The 16,423-nt window shown below is 55.4% G+C and carries 28 protein-coding genes; 27 read left to right on the top strand and 1 reads right to left on the bottom strand.

The genetic code is table 11. The features are described from left to right. The 8 genes from ACR0JX_RS19340 to ACR0JX_RS19305 form a co-directional block, all read left to right on the top strand. The coding region (locus tag ACR0JX_RS19340) for an EF-Tu C-terminal domain-related protein (protein ID WP_480541771.1) at window positions 1-448 on the top strand (448 nt) is incomplete at its 5' end. A gap of 195 nt (window positions 449-643) precedes the next feature. After that, window positions 644-1,333 carry a hypothetical protein gene (locus tag ACR0JX_RS19335; protein ID WP_480545414.1) on the top strand — a complete coding sequence of 230 codons (690 nt, stop codon included), beginning with the start codon at window positions 644-646 and terminating at the stop codon, window positions 1,331-1,333. A 227-nt stretch (window positions 1,334-1,560) separates the two neighbouring features. Beyond that, window positions 1,561-1,875: a 30S ribosomal protein S10 gene (rpsJ, locus tag ACR0JX_RS19330; RefSeq protein ID WP_008756422.1), complete on the top strand. Its 315-nt coding sequence runs from the start codon at window positions 1,561-1,563 to the stop codon at window positions 1,873-1,875. Between the two features lie 15 nt (window positions 1,876-1,890). Further along, window positions 1,891-2,616 carry a 50S ribosomal protein L3 gene (rplC, locus tag ACR0JX_RS19325; RefSeq protein WP_008758167.1) on the top strand — a complete coding sequence of 242 codons (726 nt, stop codon included), beginning with the start codon at window positions 1,891-1,893 and terminating at the stop codon, window positions 2,614-2,616. Then, complete coding sequence (rplD, locus tag ACR0JX_RS19320; protein ID WP_480545412.1) at window positions 2,613-3,230, top strand: 50S ribosomal protein L4; 618 nt, start codon at window positions 2,613-2,615, stop codon at window positions 3,228-3,230. Before rplC ends, rplD begins: the two co-directional genes overlap by 4 nt. Next, window positions 3,227-3,523, top strand: coding sequence for a 50S ribosomal protein L23 (locus tag ACR0JX_RS19315; protein ID WP_008757532.1), 297 nt, complete (start codon window positions 3,227-3,229; stop codon window positions 3,521-3,523). Before rplD ends, ACR0JX_RS19315 begins: the two co-directional genes overlap by 4 nt. Next, the gene (locus tag ACR0JX_RS19310; protein ID WP_480545410.1) at window positions 3,520-4,152 is read left to right on the top strand and encodes a hypothetical protein; all 633 of its coding nucleotides are present in this window, start codon (window positions 3,520-3,522) and stop codon (window positions 4,150-4,152) included. Before ACR0JX_RS19315 ends, ACR0JX_RS19310 begins: the two co-directional genes overlap by 4 nt. Continuing rightward, on the top strand, window positions 4,145-4,408 hold the full coding sequence (locus ACR0JX_RS19305) for a hypothetical protein (protein ID WP_480545408.1): 264 nt from the start codon (window positions 4,145-4,147) through the stop codon (window positions 4,406-4,408). The genes ACR0JX_RS19310 and ACR0JX_RS19305 overlap by 8 nt, the downstream gene beginning before the upstream one ends. A 52-nt stretch (window positions 4,409-4,460) precedes the next feature. On the opposite strand, the gene ACR0JX_RS19300 is transcribed toward ACR0JX_RS19305, so the two are convergent. Then, window positions 4,461-5,903, bottom strand: a complete 1,443-nt coding sequence (locus tag ACR0JX_RS19300; protein WP_480545406.1) for a P-loop ATPase, Sll1717 family — start codon at window positions 5,901-5,903, stop codon at window positions 4,461-4,463. 284 nt (window positions 5,904-6,187) lie between these two features. Between ACR0JX_RS19300 and rplB the strand changes: the two genes are divergently transcribed. The 19 genes from rplB to ACR0JX_RS19205 all read left to right on the top strand — a co-directional run bounded on the left by rplB (window position 6,188) and on the right by ACR0JX_RS19205 (window position 16,411). Continuing rightward, window positions 6,188-7,030 carry a 50S ribosomal protein L2 gene (rplB, locus tag ACR0JX_RS19295; protein ID WP_120633917.1) on the top strand — a complete coding sequence of 281 codons (843 nt, stop codon included), beginning with the start codon at window positions 6,188-6,190 and terminating at the stop codon, window positions 7,028-7,030. A 3-nt stretch (window positions 7,031-7,033) separates the two neighbouring features. Then, entirely contained in the window at window positions 7,034-7,312 is a 279-nt protein-coding gene (gene rpsS / locus ACR0JX_RS19290) for a 30S ribosomal protein S19 (RefSeq protein ID WP_005980699.1), read from the top strand. 3 nt (window positions 7,313-7,315) lie between these two features. Then, window positions 7,316-7,696, top strand: a complete 381-nt coding sequence (gene rplV, locus ACR0JX_RS19285) for a 50S ribosomal protein L22 (RefSeq protein WP_039538267.1) — start codon at window positions 7,316-7,318, stop codon at window positions 7,694-7,696. Then, entirely contained in the window at window positions 7,696-8,406 is a 711-nt protein-coding gene (gene rpsC / locus ACR0JX_RS19280; protein WP_008758042.1) for a 30S ribosomal protein S3, read from the top strand. Before rplV ends, rpsC begins: the two co-directional genes overlap by 1 nt. Before the next feature lie 12 nt (window positions 8,407-8,418). Next, window positions 8,419-8,832 carry a 50S ribosomal protein L16 gene (gene rplP / locus ACR0JX_RS19275; protein ID WP_058283513.1) on the top strand — a complete coding sequence of 138 codons (414 nt, stop codon included), beginning with the start codon at window positions 8,419-8,421 and terminating at the stop codon, window positions 8,830-8,832. Between the two features lie 567 nt (window positions 8,833-9,399). Continuing rightward, a complete protein-coding gene (locus ACR0JX_RS19270) occupies window positions 9,400-10,020 on the top strand; it encodes a 2OG-Fe(II) oxygenase family protein (RefSeq protein WP_480545404.1) in 621 nt (206 codons plus the stop codon). 75 nt (window positions 10,021-10,095) lie between these two features. Further along, the gene (locus ACR0JX_RS19265; RefSeq protein WP_480545402.1) at window positions 10,096-10,878 is read left to right on the top strand and encodes an SDR family NAD(P)-dependent oxidoreductase; all 783 of its coding nucleotides are present in this window, start codon (window positions 10,096-10,098) and stop codon (window positions 10,876-10,878) included. Window positions 10,879-11,148: 270 nt separating this feature from the next. After that, complete coding sequence (rpmC, locus tag ACR0JX_RS19260) at window positions 11,149-11,355, top strand: 50S ribosomal protein L29 (RefSeq protein ID WP_037311745.1); 207 nt, start codon at window positions 11,149-11,151, stop codon at window positions 11,353-11,355. Between the two features lie 4 nt (window positions 11,356-11,359). Further along, the gene (gene rpsQ / locus ACR0JX_RS19255) at window positions 11,360-11,590 is read left to right on the top strand and encodes a 30S ribosomal protein S17 (RefSeq protein ID WP_008757253.1); all 231 of its coding nucleotides are present in this window, start codon (window positions 11,360-11,362) and stop codon (window positions 11,588-11,590) included. 76 nt (window positions 11,591-11,666) lie between these two features. Then, complete coding sequence (gene rplN / locus ACR0JX_RS19250) at window positions 11,667-12,035, top strand: 50S ribosomal protein L14 (protein ID WP_008757934.1); 369 nt, start codon at window positions 11,667-11,669, stop codon at window positions 12,033-12,035. A gap of 2 nt (window positions 12,036-12,037) precedes the next feature. Continuing rightward, window positions 12,038-12,349, top strand: coding sequence for a 50S ribosomal protein L24 (gene rplX / locus ACR0JX_RS19245; protein WP_170531626.1), 312 nt, complete (start codon window positions 12,038-12,040; stop codon window positions 12,347-12,349). Further along, the gene (gene rplE, locus ACR0JX_RS19240) at window positions 12,342-12,902 is read left to right on the top strand and encodes a 50S ribosomal protein L5 (RefSeq protein WP_480501807.1); all 561 of its coding nucleotides are present in this window, start codon (window positions 12,342-12,344) and stop codon (window positions 12,900-12,902) included. Before rplX ends, rplE begins: the two co-directional genes overlap by 8 nt. Window positions 12,903-12,921: 19 nt before the next feature. Further along, on the top strand, window positions 12,922-13,227 hold the full coding sequence (gene rpsN / locus ACR0JX_RS19235) for a 30S ribosomal protein S14 (RefSeq protein ID WP_010437098.1): 306 nt from the start codon (window positions 12,922-12,924) through the stop codon (window positions 13,225-13,227). A gap of 13 nt (window positions 13,228-13,240) precedes the next feature. Next, window positions 13,241-13,633, top strand: coding sequence for a 30S ribosomal protein S8 (gene rpsH / locus ACR0JX_RS19230; protein WP_039523381.1), 393 nt, complete (start codon window positions 13,241-13,243; stop codon window positions 13,631-13,633). 11 nt (window positions 13,634-13,644) lie between these two features. Then, window positions 13,645-14,178, top strand: coding sequence for a 50S ribosomal protein L6 (rplF, locus tag ACR0JX_RS19225; RefSeq protein ID WP_170356679.1), 534 nt, complete (start codon window positions 13,645-13,647; stop codon window positions 14,176-14,178). An 11-nt stretch (window positions 14,179-14,189) separates the two neighbouring features. Next, window positions 14,190-14,549 carry a 50S ribosomal protein L18 gene (rplR, locus tag ACR0JX_RS19220; RefSeq protein ID WP_039523386.1) on the top strand — a complete coding sequence of 120 codons (360 nt, stop codon included), beginning with the start codon at window positions 14,190-14,192 and terminating at the stop codon, window positions 14,547-14,549. A gap of 118 nt (window positions 14,550-14,667) precedes the next feature. After that, complete coding sequence (gene rpsE / locus ACR0JX_RS19215) at window positions 14,668-15,246, top strand: 30S ribosomal protein S5 (RefSeq protein ID WP_480545400.1); 579 nt, start codon at window positions 14,668-14,670, stop codon at window positions 15,244-15,246. A 13-nt stretch (window positions 15,247-15,259) separates the two neighbouring features. Beyond that, window positions 15,260-15,448 carry a 50S ribosomal protein L30 gene (rpmD, locus tag ACR0JX_RS19210; protein ID WP_008757946.1) on the top strand — a complete coding sequence of 63 codons (189 nt, stop codon included), beginning with the start codon at window positions 15,260-15,262 and terminating at the stop codon, window positions 15,446-15,448. Between the two features lie 192 nt (window positions 15,449-15,640). After that, complete coding sequence (locus ACR0JX_RS19205; RefSeq protein WP_480545398.1) at window positions 15,641-16,411, top strand: VOC family protein; 771 nt, start codon at window positions 15,641-15,643, stop codon at window positions 16,409-16,411. Window positions 16,412-16,423 lie beyond the last annotated feature (12 nt).

The following is a 16,423-nucleotide window of genomic DNA, read 5'->3' as shown; positions in this document are numbered from 1 at the left end:
TGGCATCCGCGACACCAGCAAAACCACCTGCACCGGCGTTGAAATGTTCCGCAAGCTGCTGGACCGCGGTGAAGCAGGCGACAACATCGGTGCCCTGCTGCGTGGTGTGGACCGTGACGGCGTTGAGCGTGGCCAGGTTCTGTGTAAGCCGGGTTCGGTGACACCGCACACCAAGTTCGAAGCCGAAGCCTACATCCTGACCAAGGAAGAAGGCGGTCGTCACACGCCGTTCTTCGCGAACTACCGTCCTCAGTTCTACTTCCGTACAACTGACGTGACCGGCACCGTGACCCTGGCGGAAGGCACCGAGATGGTCATGCCCGGCGACAACGTGTCGTTCGGCGTTGAGCTGATCGCACCGATCGCGATGGAGCAGGGCCTGCGCTTCGCCATCCGCGAAGGCGGCCGCACCGTCGGCGCCGGCGTCGTGTCGAAGATTACTGAGTAAGGTCGAGTTTTCGTCAGAAAACTCTGGCCGGTGGGCGGCAGTTGCTCTGAAAGAGCAATGAGAGCCCACACCATCGAACGAAAGAAGGCCGTCCCACATCGGGGCGGCCTTTTTATATGTTACATGCGCTGTAATCGTGCTTGCGCTTCGGCTTTAGATTGATAGTTATAGTTTGAAACAATTTGAAGAAGAGTGTTGTTTGTGTTTTTGAGAATTCTCTTTGCCCTCAGCTTGGTGCTACCACGTGCCTCTGCGTTGCATGCAGAAGAAGATATTCTGGTGCAGTTGAACACACGCACATTCTACGCTGGTCAAGATTATTGGGGGTGGGAAATCGACACAAATTTTCTTCCGATCAACAGGCTTGATTGGTTGAATGAAATACTGACGGAAATACCAATTTTGGATTACACAGTGATCCATATTAAGCGGCTCAATCGGGACTCAGATTTTCTTTGGTCACCCCTAGGTCCGGGCAAGTTTTACAAATACCCTGATCCTGTGCCTGAACACCTGCGACTGCCCGGTTACACCGTGAATTCAACTCGCCAAGACAGTTTCCTGCTGTTGTATCTCACCCCGAACTCTGCCGAAAAACAGTTTGCAGTGAGTTGTGGTTCCAACCAAGACTCGACGACCTATGAGTATTGCGGTCTCACTGCGCGCTACCCGCTTGATCCTCGTATTGTAGTTCTGACTCGCATCTATGAACCCCCACCGATGGATCAATTGGACGCATATTTCAACGAAATTGCAGAAATAACTGTCGGTATAGCCTTGTGCTTGGATGTGACGGAACAGATTGAAAAAGACGCAAAACAGTCAGTGCGTGGATACCTGACGGAAGGTCGCACAACTCAATGCGTTGAAGGGTTATCCTCTTAACGCGATGCCGTATGGGGACTCTGATGTAGTTTGCTAGCATCGCAAAAGCGATCACTCTGGCGCGGCACTCCATTTCCCCCTTGCCAAACCCCAACAACCCCACTAATACGCGCGAGTTCTCGACAAGAACGTCAAGGCGGGGTGATTCCCGCCTTTTGGGTTCGAAGAGGGTTGGCGATGCGCGTCTGTCCTCCTCTCAACCTCAACGCCTAAAAAAGGCTGTTAATATGCAAAGCCAAAACATCCGTATTCGGCTGAAGGCATTTGACTATCGCGTTCTGGATGCCAGCACGCAAGAGATCGTCAACACTGCCAAGCGGACCGGCGCGAACGTCCGCGGCCCGATCCCGCTGCCGAACAAGATTGAGAAGTTCACGGTTCTCCGTGGCCCTCACGTTGACAAGAAATCCCGCGACCAGTTCGAGATCCGCACCCACAAGCGTCTCTTGGACATCGTTGATCCGACCCCCCAGACCGTTGACGCGCTGATGAAGCTCGACCTCGCGGCTGGTGTGGATGTCGAGATCAAGCTGCAGTCGTAATCGGAGGGTATGAGAATGCGCTCTGGTATTATCGCAAAAAAAGTCGGCATGACCCGCCTGTTCATGGAAGACGGCAAGCAGATCCCTGTGACCGTTCTTCACCTGGACAACCTGCAGGTTGTTGCACAGCGTACCGCTGACAAAGACGGCTACACCGCCGTTCAGCTGGGCGCCGGTGCTGCCAAGGCAAAACGCACCTCGAAGGCCATGCGCGGTCACTATGCTGCTGCAAAGGTTGAGCCCAAGCGTAAGCTGGCCGAGTTCCGCGTCTCCGAAGATGGCCTGATTGATGTGGGCGCCGAGATTTCGGCAGAACACTTCCTGGAAGGTCAGAAGGTTGACGTTTCGGGCACCTCGATCGGTAAAGGCTTTGCCGGTGCGATGAAGCGCTGGAACTTTGGTGGTCTGCGCGCCTCGCACGGTGTTTCGATCAGCCACCGTTCGCACGGTTCGACCGGTCAGTGTCAGGACCCGGGCAAGGTTTTCAAAGGCAAGAAGATGGCCGGTCACATGGGTGCTGCCCGTGTAACCACCCAGAACCTGGAAGTCGTCAAAACCGACGCCGACCGGAACCTGGTCTTCATCAAAGGCGCCGTTCCCGGACCGAAATCCGGCTGGGTCACCGTCAAGGACGCCGTGAAGAAGAAAGCACCGGAAGGCCTGCCTTTCCCGGCTGCTGTGAAATCGGCTGCAACCGAAGCACCTGCGGAAGAAGCTCCCGCGGAAGGTGGTGAAGCATGAAACTTGATGTAATCAAACTGGACGGCGGCAAAGCCGGCAACATCGAGCTGAACGCCGATCTGTTCGGCCTCGAGCCGCGTGCGGACATCCTGCACCGTGTGGTCCGTTGGCAACGCAACAACGCGCAGGCCGGCACCCACAAGGTAAAGACCCGCTCGGAAACCAGCTACTCGACCAAGAAGATCTATCGCCAGAAGGGCACCGGTGGCGCACGCCATGGTGACCGTAACGCGCCGATCTTCCGTGGTGGTGGTATCTACAAAGGCCCCGTCGTGCGTTCGCACGGCCACGACCTGCCGAAAAAGTTCCGCAAGCTTGGTCTGCGCCACGCTTTGTCGGCCAAAGCCAAGGCAGGTGAACTGGTCGTAATCGAGAACGCCGAAGCCGAAGGCAAGACCGCCGCTCTGGCCAAACAGGTTGCAAACCTGGGCTGGAAACGCGCTCTGGTCATCGACGGCGCGACCGTGAACGAAGGGTTCCTGAAAGCGTCCAAGAATATCGAAGGTCTGGATATCCTGCCGTCGATGGGCGCAAACGTCTATGACATCCTCAAGCGTGACACCCTGGTGCTCACCAAAGCGGCTGTCGAAGCACTGGAGGCTCGTCTGAAATGAGCGCGAAGGCAGAACACTACGACGTGATCCGCAAGCCGATCATCACCGAAAAGTCGACCATGGCGTCCGAAAACGGCGCGGTTGTCTTTGAAGTGGCGATCGACAGCAACAAGCCGCAGATCAAAGAGGCCGTTGAGGCGCTGTTTGGTGTGAAGGTCAAAGCGGTGAACACCACCGTGACCAAAGGCAAAGTCAAGCGGTTCCGCGGCCAGCTGGGCCGTCGGAAAGACGTCAAAAAAGCATATGTGACCCTGGAAGAGGGCAACACAATCGACGTGAGCACCGGTCTTTGATTCGACGCTTACTGCGAGCATTCACGGCCTCGGCGGTTCAACCCGCCGAGGCCGATTTCGTTTCAGACCCTGAAACTGTACGGGCTCAGGTGCTGGGGAAGATGCGGGCGTTCAGCGCCGAGCCCTATTTTCAGATTGCCGATGAGAAGTTGGGGCTGCTGTCGGTTTTTGATGATCTGAAATACGACCGGGCGGATGTGGACATGATCTCTCCGGCGATGCGTCGCCATGTGGTCGGCAAGCTTGGCCCGCTGGGATTTCGCCAGACATCGGGCACGGTGCTGGAGCAGGCCGAGGCCGATATGCGCGTGCACATCCCCAAGTTCCACGCCCTCGGCGCGTCACCTTTCGACATCGCACGCTACACCGAGAAACGCCCGCAGGACTACTGCCTGCTGACGCCCACGCAGGTGGCCTGCCAGTACGTGGATCACTATGAGTTGGACGACGCGGTGCAGCGGATTGAGGCGTTGATTGGGAAACACCCGATCAACCTGCTCAAACTGGCGGACTATCTGGAAGGCAAACCCAAACACCGCGCCTTTCGCGAGGTACTGGGCCATATCAAGCTCAAGCAGCGGATTGCGGTGGAGTCCGAGCCGCTGTGCCGCAGGCGATCCCTTGGATAAGAGCACAAGCCGCGCCAGCGACTGCCCGTGGGATGGCGCTGTAACGGCTGAACAGCGTGCTTTATGGTGCCAGATACATCCGAATTCATCGCGAGGCGCAAACCTCCCCAAAGCGCCAGCCCGCCGGGACGGGCAGTCGCTGGCGCGGCGGCCTTCGGCCTTGTCCCGCGCTTGTGAGCGCAATTGGACTGGCGTCAAAAAGGCATATGTGGCCCTGGAAGAAGGTAACACCATCGACGTGCCCAACGGTCTCTGATCGAGCCCGTCTATGGAGAGAGTAAAAGGCCCTGCAAAAGTGGGTTTTTTGTCTATTCGCCCAGTTCGAAGGCAGGAATTTCATTTGCGTGCTGAGGTTCGAGAGACCATCTATAGGCAGGGTGAATTTCCCACTTGAAACCAAAGTGAGCCTTGGGTTCGGCTAAAAGCTGGTTGTCGGAGAAGTGTAGACGAGTAATTTCGCTTTCCTTGTCGAGTCTCGCTGTAACAAAATCGCAGCGATACAGGAAGCGCGCTAACGCAATCGGTGTCATCGGATCGCCGTTACTAAAAGTCACATTACTGGAGTTCAAAACCGTCTTGAGTTTTGCGACCAGTTGGCCATCGTCGAAAATTGGCCCGATGCCTTGTTCGCGCTCCTTCTTGGTTTGCCTCATACCAAGGAGAACATCTTTTAGTCTCGGCACTTCGGTTTTGAATTCGTTTACAACGTCGGTAAGCCGTTCGTTGCTGTACCTTACAAAGATGTTTTGCAAATGGGTGGAACGTATTTTCTCTGAGTCATGTTTGTGCGCTTCTTTTGCTGAGTAATAAAAAAGCTTCACCAAGTCACGCGGTCGCTTGCGGGTAAGTGTCATCAAGATTCTTCGCGTAGCGATGTTCTCCCACCTTCCGCGACCGTGAAAACGAACATCTATTATCGGTTCTAGCAAAAGTGCTAAGTCTCTCTGCGGCAACGATACAAGACTTTCCTGGGTTCGGTTCTCTCCAAAAAAAGTGGAGACACGTTTAACCATCGTCGCCAAAATTTCGTGGTTTGACCAAGCCAACCAAACTAAGTTGCTTTCGATTTTGTCCGTGGATTCATCTGATGTTCGCACCAAATGGTAAACATCTGTTCTCAATCCAATCCTAAACTGAACTCTGCGATCTTCGCCAGCCATATCTCTGACCGCATTCAGCAGAGCGGAGATGTTCTTGATGTCGCTCAGACGACCTTCCCAACCTCGATCCAAGTCGTCCAAATAAACTCTGATCTTTTTCTCTTGGGTGAAGCGTCTGACTAGCTTGGCCGCGTCTTGACTTTGTGCGCCAGAATAGCTCTGCAACCGCTCGTAAAGTGATCCCAAGATGTGCCGGACACCACCAGTTATTCTTTCAACTTTACTTGCTTCGTCGAAGAGATCACAGCCTTCGAGCGCCTTTCGAACTATCAGGGTAGAAAGGCCAACTTTCCAGTTTTCAATGAGTTGAAGAAAACTACTCGCCTCTGTATCTATGCTGCCAAAAACGTCATTTGGGCGAACCCACAAGGAAATTACTTCTTCTTCGAGATCCTCCAGATGGCAAATTTTTAGAAGAGCGCTTTTGCCGACGCCTTTGTAGCCAACTAAAACCCGGATCGGCAGATCTGCCTTTAAACTGTCGTATGCTTTGTTTCGGAAGAAATACTCCTTCAACCGTTCTGGCTGTTCATTTTCCGCGTCTTCTGCTCCGAATAGGTGCGCAATCGTTTCGTCATTAAAATCAAGCATGTAGCTAGTTCCCGTGTGTTTGGAGGAAGGTTCTTTGAAACAGCTAAAAAACACAACAGAAAAAATGTACTATGGCGGTTGGGAAAACTGAGAAACTCTCGCCGGGTCTATAGACACCCACCCCCAACACTGCTACACGCTCCCAATCTTGCGGCCTCGGATTCGTTCCGGGGCCTCTGATATTTGTAACCGGGGACCTTCGGGGCCCTATACCCTTGGCACCTACGGGGGCCTATCACATAGCGGGGAAACTCCCTGCACTTGCTAAACGGAAGACAGAAAGCATGGCACTCAAGTCGTACAAGCCGACGACGCCGGGCCAGCGCGGGCTGGTGCTGATCGACCGTTCGGAGCTTTGGAAAGGACGTCCGGTCAAGTCTCTCACTGAGGGTTTGACCAAATCGGGCGGCCGGAACAACACCGGACGGATCACTTCACGCCGCCGCGGCGGTGGCGCAAAGCGTCTCTACCGGATCGTTGACTTCAAACGGAACAAATTTGATGTCGCGGCAACCGTCGAGCGGATCGAATATGACCCGAACCGGACCGCATTCATCGCACTGGTAAAATACGAAGACGGCGAGCAGGCATATATCCTGGCTCCGCAGCGTCTGGCTGTTGGTGACAAGGTTGTGGCATCCGCCAAGGCCGACATCAAGCCGGGCAACGCAATGCCGTTCTCGGGCATGCCTATCGGTACCATTGTCCACAACATCGAGATGAAGCCTGGCAAAGGCGGTCAGATCGCACGTGCGGCCGGTACTTACGCTCAGTTCGTTGGTCGCGATGGCGGCTACGCTCAGATCCGTCTGAGCTCGGGTGAGCTGCGCATGGTTCGTCAGGAATGCATGGCCACCATCGGTGCCGTGTCCAACCCCGACAACTCGAACCAAAACCTCGGTAAAGCCGGTCGTATGCGCCACAAGGGCGTGCGTCCGTCGGTTCGTGGTGTTGCAATGAACCCGATCGATCACCCGCATGGTGGTGGTGAAGGTCGTACCTCGGGTGGCCGTACACCGGTTACACCGTGGGGTAAGGACACCAAGGGTAAGCGTACCCGCAACAAGAACAAAGCGTCCCAGAAGCTGATCATCCGCTCGCGGCACGCCAAGAAGAAGGGACGTTAATCCATGTCTCGCTCTGTTTGGAAGGGTCCTTTCGTCGATGCTTACGTGCTGAAAAAAGCCGAAGCAGCGCGCGAGTCGGGCCGCAACGAAGTCATCAAAATCTGGTCGCGTCGTTCCACCATTCTGCCCCAGTTCGTGGGTCTGACATTTGGTGTGTACAACGGCCAGAAGCACATTCCCGTCAACGTCTCGGAAGACATGATTGGTCAGAAGTTCGGTGAGTACTCGCCGACCCGTACCTATTATGGCCACGCCGCAGACAAAAAAGCGAAGCGGAAGTAAGTCATGGGCAAGGAAAAGAACCCCCGCCGCGTGGCTGAAAACGAAGCAATGGCGAAAACCCGCATGCTTCGCACCAGCCCGCAAAAACTGAATCTGGTTGCGCAAATGATCCGCGGCAAGAAAGTTGAGAAGGCTCTGACCGACCTGACTTTCTCGAACAAGCGTGTCGCGCAGGACGTCAAGAAGTGCCTGCAGTCCGCAATCGCGAATGCCGAAAACAACCACAACCTGGACGTTGACGAGCTGATCGTCGCCGAAGCATGGGTTGGCAAGAACCTGGTCATGAAGCGCGGTCGCCCGCGTGCCCGTGGCCGTTTCGGCAAGATCATGAAGCCGTTCTCGGAGATCACCATCAAGGTGCGTCAAGTTGAGGAGCAAGCCTAATGGGTCATAAAGTAAATCCGATCGGCATGCGCCTGCAGGTCAACCGCACCTGGGACAGCCGCTGGTACGCCGACACCAAGGACTACGGTGATCTTCTGCTGGAAGACCTCAAGATCCGTGAGTTCATCAACAAAGAGTGCAAGCAGGCCGGTGTTGCCCGTGTGATCATCGAACGTCCGCACAAAAAGTGCCGCGTTACGATCCACACAGCTCGTCCCGGTGTCATCATCGGCAAGAAAGGTGCAGACATCGAAGTTCTGCGCAAAAAGCTTGCTCGTATGACCGACAGCGAACTGCACCTAAACATCGTCGAAGTGCGCAAGCCAGAGCTTGACGCGCAGCTGGTTGCCGAGTCCATCGCTCAGCAGCTGGAACGTCGTGTTTCGTTCCGTCGCGCAATGAAGCGCTCGGTTCAGAACGCCATGCGCATGGGCGCCCTGGGTATTCGGGTGAACGTCGCTGGTCGTCTGGGCGGCGCTGAAATCGCACGGACCGAGTGGTACCGCGAAGGCCGCGTGCCTCTGCACACCCTGCGCGCCGACATCGATTACGCACATGCCGAAGCGATGACCCCTTACGGGATCATCGGGATCAAGGTCTGGATCTTCAAAGGTGAGATCATGGAGCATGATCCACAGGCACGTGACCGTAAAGCACAGGAACTCCAGGACGGCCCTGCACCTCGTGGTGCTGGTGGCGGTCGTCGCTAAGGAGGTAAAGATATGCTTCAACCAAAGCGTACTAAATTCCGCAAGATGCACAAAGGCCGGATCAAGGGTCTCGCCAAAGGCGGCTCTGATCTGAACTTTGGCACTTACGGCCTGAAAGCTCTTGAGCCTGAGCGTGTAACCGCACGCCAGATCGAAGCTGCACGTCGTGCCATGACGCGTCACATGAAGCGTCAGGGCCGCGTCTGGATCCGCATCTTCCCCGACACTCCGGTCACGGCTAAGCCGATCGAAGTTCGCATGGGTAAAGGTAAAGGTTCGGTCGACCGCTGGGCCTGCAAAGTCAAGCCTGGCCGCGTGATGTTCGAGATCGACGGCGTCAATGACGACATCGCCCGCGAGGCCCTGCGCCTGGCCGCGATGAAGCTGCCGATCAAGACTCGCGTCGTGGTTCGCGAAGACTGGTAAGCGATTGGGGTAACCCCGTTCGTGACAAGATTGACCCCCGTCGGGATACCGGCGGGGGTTCTCCGTTTGAAGACCACTCAGTTGATAACTACCTAAGACATAGTCAAAAAATAGTTTCTCGGTCGAGGCTTCACCGCATATGTCACTAGGCACAGTTCTGGCGGAAACGGTAATTTTGGGCGTGGTACCCCTAGCTGCAATCACCTTGAGCTTCTTTGTTCATAATAAAGTCCTGAAACTGTTTTTGCGCTATGGCGGTATCTATTTTGGCTTAGCGTTGAACCTGAGCTGGCTGTTTGCGGCCGACTGTAAAACAGACAAGTTTCTATACTACCGTTGTAGTGTCCTTCCGCAAACCATTGCAGAGATATTCAGCCACATGAACGTTATTAACATGGTGGCTTATCTTTTCTGGGCGCCGCCCATCCTTGTTCTGCTCCTCCTATGGGAGCTAAAGGTCAGATTGTCCAAGTGACTGAATATGGGTGGCGATGGGGTCTCGCAGCCAAAGAAACGTCTGGATTTTGTCTCTCGCAGTTAGTGATCGATTTGGATAAGAACGCGCTCATGCCACAGATTGAATCACTCTTCGTTACTCGTCTTTATCGCGCAGCTTTGTCCGAGTTTGACCCCAAGATCGACCCGGAGGAGTTGGAAAGCTCTTGCCTTGTCATCGCCGAGGATGATGAGGCCGGGCAGGAATGGTGTGAGGAGAACGGCTATCCCGGTTATACCAGCTATGCCTCGCTGACCGATCTGCCCTGGCGGTTCCCGATCTTCACCGATCTGGTCAAAGCGCTGGATCAGCACGTGGCTGCCTTTGCAAAGGATCTGGAGTTCGATCTGGGCGAGGGGCAGTTGAAGCTTGAGGACCTCTGGATCAACATCCTGCCCGAGGGCGGCATGCATTCCAGCCACCTACACCCGCACAGCGTGATCTCGGGCACGACCTATGTGGCCATGCCCGAAGGCGCGAGTGCATTGAAACTGGAAGACCCACGCTCAGGCCGCATGATGGCTGCACCAACGCGTCTGAAGGGCGGACGGCGAGATTTGCAGCCGTTCATTTATATGAAGCCGCAGGTGGGCGATGTCCTGCTGTGGGAAAGCTGGCTGCGTCACGAGGTTCCGATGAATATGGCGGAAGAAGAGCGTATTTCGGTGAGTTTTAACTACAAGTGGGAGTGAGCTTTTAAATCTCCTGAAGAAAACCGCGCTGTTCTGGAGTATTATCATCTCAATCTGAATTGATCGGAGAACACCATGCCGAAAACCGCACTCGTCACCGGCGCATCTTCGGGAATTGGTCGTGAAATAGCCCGATATCACGCGTCGCAAGGCGGAAATGTCATTATCACTGCTCGGCGTGCCGACGTGTTAGACGCTTTGAAGGCAGAGCTTGAAGCTGCCTACAGTATTACTGTCACTGCAATTGCGCTCGATCTGGGCGCACAAAGTGGGGCAGAAAAACTATATGAGGTTGTCAACGCCGAGGGTCTGAAGGTTGATTATCTTGTCAACAATGCCGGGTTTGGCGGGCACGGGGCCTTTCTCGATCGTGATCTTTCAGAGGACCTGAGCATGATCCGCCTGAACGTTGAAGCGCTTGTCTCTCTGTGTCACATGTTTGGCAGGGATATGGTTAGCAGCGGCGGTGGCAAGATACTAAATGTCAGTTCGACCGCGGCGTATGTGCCGGGCCCGTTGCAAGCCACCTATTTTGCCACGAAGGCCTATGTTTCTAGTTTCAGTCAGGCTTTGGCCGAAGAACTGAAAGACAAAGGTGTCTCCGTTACAGCCCTGGAACCCGGCTATGTAGCGACTGAGTTCGCCGCCTCAGCTGATCTTGAAGGCACTAAACTCGTATCCCAGAAAGGGGCAACTGCTGAAGCTGTCGCCAAGTTTGGCTATGACGCCATGATTGATGGAAAGCTGGCCGTGATAAATGACAGGCCTCTCGCATTTATGACGGGCTGGATCATTCCATTCCTGCCACGCAGGACTCGTCTGAAGATGGTTCGGAAGATGCAGGAGAAAGGGACCTGAACAGAAGGTCGTTCTGGTTTGCATCAAACTGGATTGACCGAGCATAGCTAATTCGCAGTGCTGCTTTTGGCTATTGCCAAAATTTGTCGGAAGCCGCTTGCAAAGTCAGTGCCAAACTTTCCCTTGCCACCCATCCCCCAAACCCTTATACGGCGGCATCCTGCGATCTCCCGGCGTTGTCGGGCGATTCGTATGTCTATCATTCATCCACCAGGTCAAAGGTGACCCGTGTACGGGGCCTTCTGGTGTTTTGAGCAAAGGAAAAAGGCGATGAACGCCCAAGAACTGCGTGACAAGACCCCGGACCAGCTCCGCGAGGAACTGGCCAACCTGAAGAAAGAAAGCTTTAACCTGCGCTTTCAACAGGCCACCGGTCAGCTGGAAAGCACAGCCGGCATCAAAGCGGCCCGCCGCAACGCTGCTCGCGTCAAAACCATTCTGAACGAAAAGGCCGCTGCTGCGGCATCCGAGGAGTAATCAGATGCCCAAGCGTATCCTGTCCGGCACCGTAACCAGCGACGCCAACGAACAGACCGTAACCGTATCCGTCGAGCGCCGCTTTACGCATCCGGTTCTGAAGAAAACCATCCGTAAGTCCAAGAAATACCGGGCTCACGATGAAAAGAACGCCTTCAAGGTCGGCGACACAGTCCGCATCATCGAATGCGCGCCGAAATCGAAGACGAAACGTTGGGAGGTTCTGGAGGCGTAAGCTTCCGGGACTTTTCCATTTGTCGAAACCCTGGGGGATTTAACTAGACCAGCCCCCACAGGTCGGGAGAAACCACATGATCCAGATGCAGACCAATCTGGATGTCGCTGACAACTCCGGCGCACGCCGAGTTCAGTGCATCAAGGTCCTGGGTGGTTCCAAGCGTAAATACGCCTCCGTTGGCGACATTATTGTCGTCTCGGTGAAGGAAGCCATCCCGCGCGGCCGCGTGAAGAAAGGTGACGTCCGTAAGGCCGTCGTCGTACGCACCGCCAAGGAAGTCCGTCGCGAAGACGGCACCGCGATCCGTTTCGATCGCAACGCCGCCGTCATCCTGAACAACAATAACGAGCCCGTCGGTACCCGTATCTTTGGTCCCGTTGTTCGCGAACTGCGCGGCAAGAACTTCATGAAAATCATCTCGCTGGCGCCGGAGGTGCTGTAATCATGGCTGCTAAACTCCGCAAAGGCGACAAGGTCGTCGTGCTGGCCGGTAAAGACAAGGGCAAAGAGGGAACCATTTCCTCGGTTGACCCGAAGGCCGGTAAAGCTGTTGTCGAAGGCATCAACATTGCCATCCGTCACACCCGTCAGTCGCAAGCTTCGCAAGGTGGTCGTCTGCCTCAGGCAAACCCGATCCAGCTGTCGAACCTGGCACTGCTGGACAAAAACGGCAAAGCAACCCGCGTTGGCTTCCGCATGGAAGGCGACAAGAAGGTGCGCTTCGCCAAGACCACAGGGGACGTGATCGATGCTTGACAACGCAACCTACACCCCGCGTCTGAAAGCCCAGTACGCTGAAACCATCCGTGCCGCTCTGAAAGAAGAGTTCGGCTACAAGAACGATATGCAGCTGCCAAAGCTGGAAAAAATCGTTCTGAACATCGGATGTGGTGCTGAGGCGGTCAAAGACTCGAAGAAAGCGAAAGCTGCTGTCGAGGATCTGACTGCGATTGCCGGTCAGCAGGCCGTTGCAACCAAGGCGAAGAAGTCGATCGCGGGTTTCCGTGTTCGTGAGGACATGCCGCTGGGTGCGAAAGTAACCCTGCGCGGTGACCGGATGTACGAATTCCTGGATCGTCTGATCACGATCGCGATGCCGCGTATTCGTGACTTCCGCGGTGTGAAACCGTCTTTTGATGGTCAGGGCAACTTTGCCATGGGCATGAAAGAGCACATCGTGTTCCCGGAAATCGACTTCGACAAGGTCGACGAGGTCTGGGGCCTGGATATCGTAATTGCCACCACAGCGAAAACCGACGCTGAAGCTAAGGCATTGTTGAAAGCGTTCAACATGCCGTTCAACGCATAAGCGCCGGGAGGATTGAGACATGGCTAAAAAAGCAATGATCGAACGCGAGAAGAAGCGCGAACGCCTGGTGGCCAAATATGCCGCAAAGCGTGCCGAGCTGAAAGAAATCGCGAATGACGAGAGCAAGCCGATGGAAGAGCGTTTCAAAGCGCGTCTGAAACTGGCGAAACTGCCGCGCAACAGCTCGGCTACCCGTCTTCACAACCGTTGTCAGCTGACCGGTCGTCCCCACGCTTACTACCGTAAGCTGAAGGTCAGCCGTATCGCGCTGCGCGAGCTGGGTTCTGCTGGTCAGATCCCCGGCATGGTGAAATCGAGCTGGTAAGGGAGACATAGATATGAATGATCCTATCGGCGATATGCTCACCCGTATCCGCAACGCGCAAATGCGCGGCAAGTCCACCGTTTCCACCCCGGCGTCCAAGCTGCGCGGTTGGGTTCTGGACGTGCTGGCGGACGAAGGCTACATCCGTGGCTATGAAAAGACGACCGGTGAAAACGGTCATCCGGCCATCGAAATCAGCCTGAAATACTACGAAGGCACCCCTGTTATTCGCGAACTGAAGCGGGTCTCGAAACCCGGTCGTCGCGTGTACATGGGCGTCAATGACATCCCGCAGGTCCGTCAGGGTCTGGGCGTGTCGATTGTCAGCACTCCGAAAGGTGTGATGTCGGACCAGAACGCACGCTCCAACAATGTTGGCGGCGAAGTGCTCTGCACCGTCTTCTAAGGAGGTCTGCAATGTCTCGTATTGGTAAAAAACCGGTCGAGCTGCCCAGCGGCGTTTCCGCCTCTGTGTCGGGTCAGACCATCGAAGTCAAAGGTCCGAAAGGCACCCGGAGCTTCACCGCGACTGATGACGTAACGCTGTCGGTCGAAGACAACGTTGTGCAGATCAACCCTCGTGGGATGTCCAAGCGCGCGCGCCAGCAGTGGGGCATGAGCCGCACCATGGTTGCCAACCTGGTAACCGGTGTGACCCAAGGCTTCAAAAAAGAGCTGGAGATCCAGGGTGTTGGTTACCGGGCGCAGATGCAGGGCAACACCCTGAAGCTGAACCTGGGTTACAGCCACGATGTTGATTTCACTGCTCCGGAAGGTGTCACCATCACCGCACCGAAGCAGACCGAGATCGTTGTAGAAGGTATCGACCAGCAGCAGGTGGGCGAAGTCGCGGCCAAAATCCGCGAATGGCGCCGTCCCGAGCCGTACAAAGGCAAGGGCATCCGCTATAAGGGCGAGTTCATCTTCCGCAAGGAAGGCAAGAAGAAGTAAGGACGCAAATAATGGCAAACAGCAAAAGAACCCTGTTTCTGAAGCGCCGCCTGCGCGTTCGGAACAAACTTCGCAAAGTCAACGCGGGCCGTGTACGCCTGTCGGTTCACCGTTCGAACAAGAACATCAGCGTTCAGCTGATCGACGACGTTCGTGGTGTGACCCTGGCATCGGCCTCGACCCTGGAAAAAGATCTGGGTGTTGTTGGCAAGAACAACGTCGAAGCGGCCACCAAAGTGGGCGCGGCCATCGCCGAGCGTGCCAAGAAGGCAGGCGTCGAAGAGGCCTATTTCGATCGTGGTGGCTTCCTGTTCCACGGCAAGGTGAAGGCAGTTGCCGACGCCGCGCGTGAAGGCGGTCTGAAGATCTAAGACCTTGCGGGTGGCTTCACGGCCACCCCGATGATCCGGGGGCCTCGGCAGCAGTCGGGGCTCACTTGGATTGAATAAAACGGCGTCGCAAGCGCCACATTGAGAAAAGGGATGCCAAATGGCAGAACGTGAAAACCGTCGGGGCCGTGGCCGCGACCGTGAAGAAGCACCGGAATTTGCAGATCGCCTGGTCGCAATCAACCGCGTGTCGAAAACCGTAAAAGGTGGTAAGCGCTTTGGCTTCGCCGCTCTGGTGGTTGTCGGCGATCAGAAAGGCCGCGTCGGCTTTGGTAAAGGTAAAGCGAAAGAAGTACCTGAAGCCATCCGTAAGGCGACTGAGCAAGCCAAGCGTCAGATGATCCGCGTGCAACTGCGCGAAGGTCGGACGCTGCACCACGACATCGAGGGCCGTCACGGCGCTGGTAAAGTGGTTATGCGCACCGCACCTGAAGGTACTGGTATCATCGCCGGTGGTCCGATGCGTGCCGTGTTCGAAATGCTGGGCGTAAAGGACGTTGTGTCCAAGTCGATCGGCTCGCAGAACCCGTACAACATGATCCGCGCCACCATCAACGGCCTGCAGAAAGAGCAGAGCCCGCGTTCGGTTGCACAGCGTCGTGGTAAGAAAGTTGCCGACATCCTGCCCAAGCGGGACGAAGCCCCTGCGGCCGAAGCGCCTGCTGAAGCCGAAGCGTAAGGAGTAGCGAGCAATGGCAAAAACCATCGTCGTCAAGCAAATCGGTTCCCCGATCCGCCGCCCCGCCGAACAGCGCGCAACCCTGATCGGTCTGGGCCTGAACAAAATGCACAAGACCCGTGAGCTGGAAGATACCCCTTCCGTCCGCGGCATGGTCAACAAGATCCCGCATCTGGTTGAGATCATCGAAGAGCGCGGCTAAGCGCGAGCTCATTGAAGAATTTGAAACGCCCTCGACATTGTCGGGGGCGTTTTTTTGTTCGCACTCTAGCTTGTTGAGGAACTCTTCTTCTAGCCCGGGCCTCCGAGGTGCCATGTTCTGATTGATTTGTATCAACGACCATTTGGATTGCGTTGGACTACCCAGCGCGTGTGACGCAGGAGGTTTTTTGAAATGAATGCGGATAGCACCGGTCAGATCGTATGGCATGACCTCTTCACGCCTGATCTGAGCGCTTCTGAGACGTTCTATGGCAGTGTAGCGTCGTGGGATTTCATCAAGGAAAGCACAGATGAATACGTCTGGGGCCAAGGGAAAGGGGAATTTACTCTTGCTCTTCTAAACGGGGAAGCCGGAAGCGGATTGACCGAAACTCCAACGGGCTTTGATGCCGGATGGCTTCCCTATTTCGAGGTTCCCGATGTTGATGAGTATTCAGGGCGTGCTGAGAAGCTGGGCGCACGTATAATTCGGCGACCCTTTGATGTGCCTGGGGTTGGGCGAAACTGCCTATTGGCGGACCCCAGGGGCGCCAGATTTGGCATCTCCGTTTCACAACACGAATACCCAATACCTACGCAGCAGTTTGCAGCAGAGGTTTATTCAGGCGGAGGCTCAGAGTTTCCAGTTGAATTCTACCAGGCGCTTTTTAATAGCACATATTCGAATACGGATGGCAGTGAGAGGGCCGCGCCAAGCCGGTGGCTTTCGCAATTTCTTGTGGTTACTTTGCCAGATATTGAGATGCGCGAAAGATGCGCCTGGCTGCCTGTGATCAAAGTGGTCGCAATCGAGAAGGCGGTTCGTGATGCTTTGACGCTTGGAGCGTCTGAAACGCGTGTTCGATCACGGCAAAGTGCTCAGCAGGTGCCGCGTGTGTTTCATGACCCGACGGGACTTTACTTTGCACTTCAGCAGGTGGGCCCAATTCTAGCAACAGGCTAGCGGCCTTCAAAA

This window comes from Ruegeria sp. AH7, assembly GCF_056541325.1.
The sequence above is the reverse complement of the archived record's forward strand: the minus strand, read 5'-3'. Positions and strand labels throughout refer to the sequence as shown.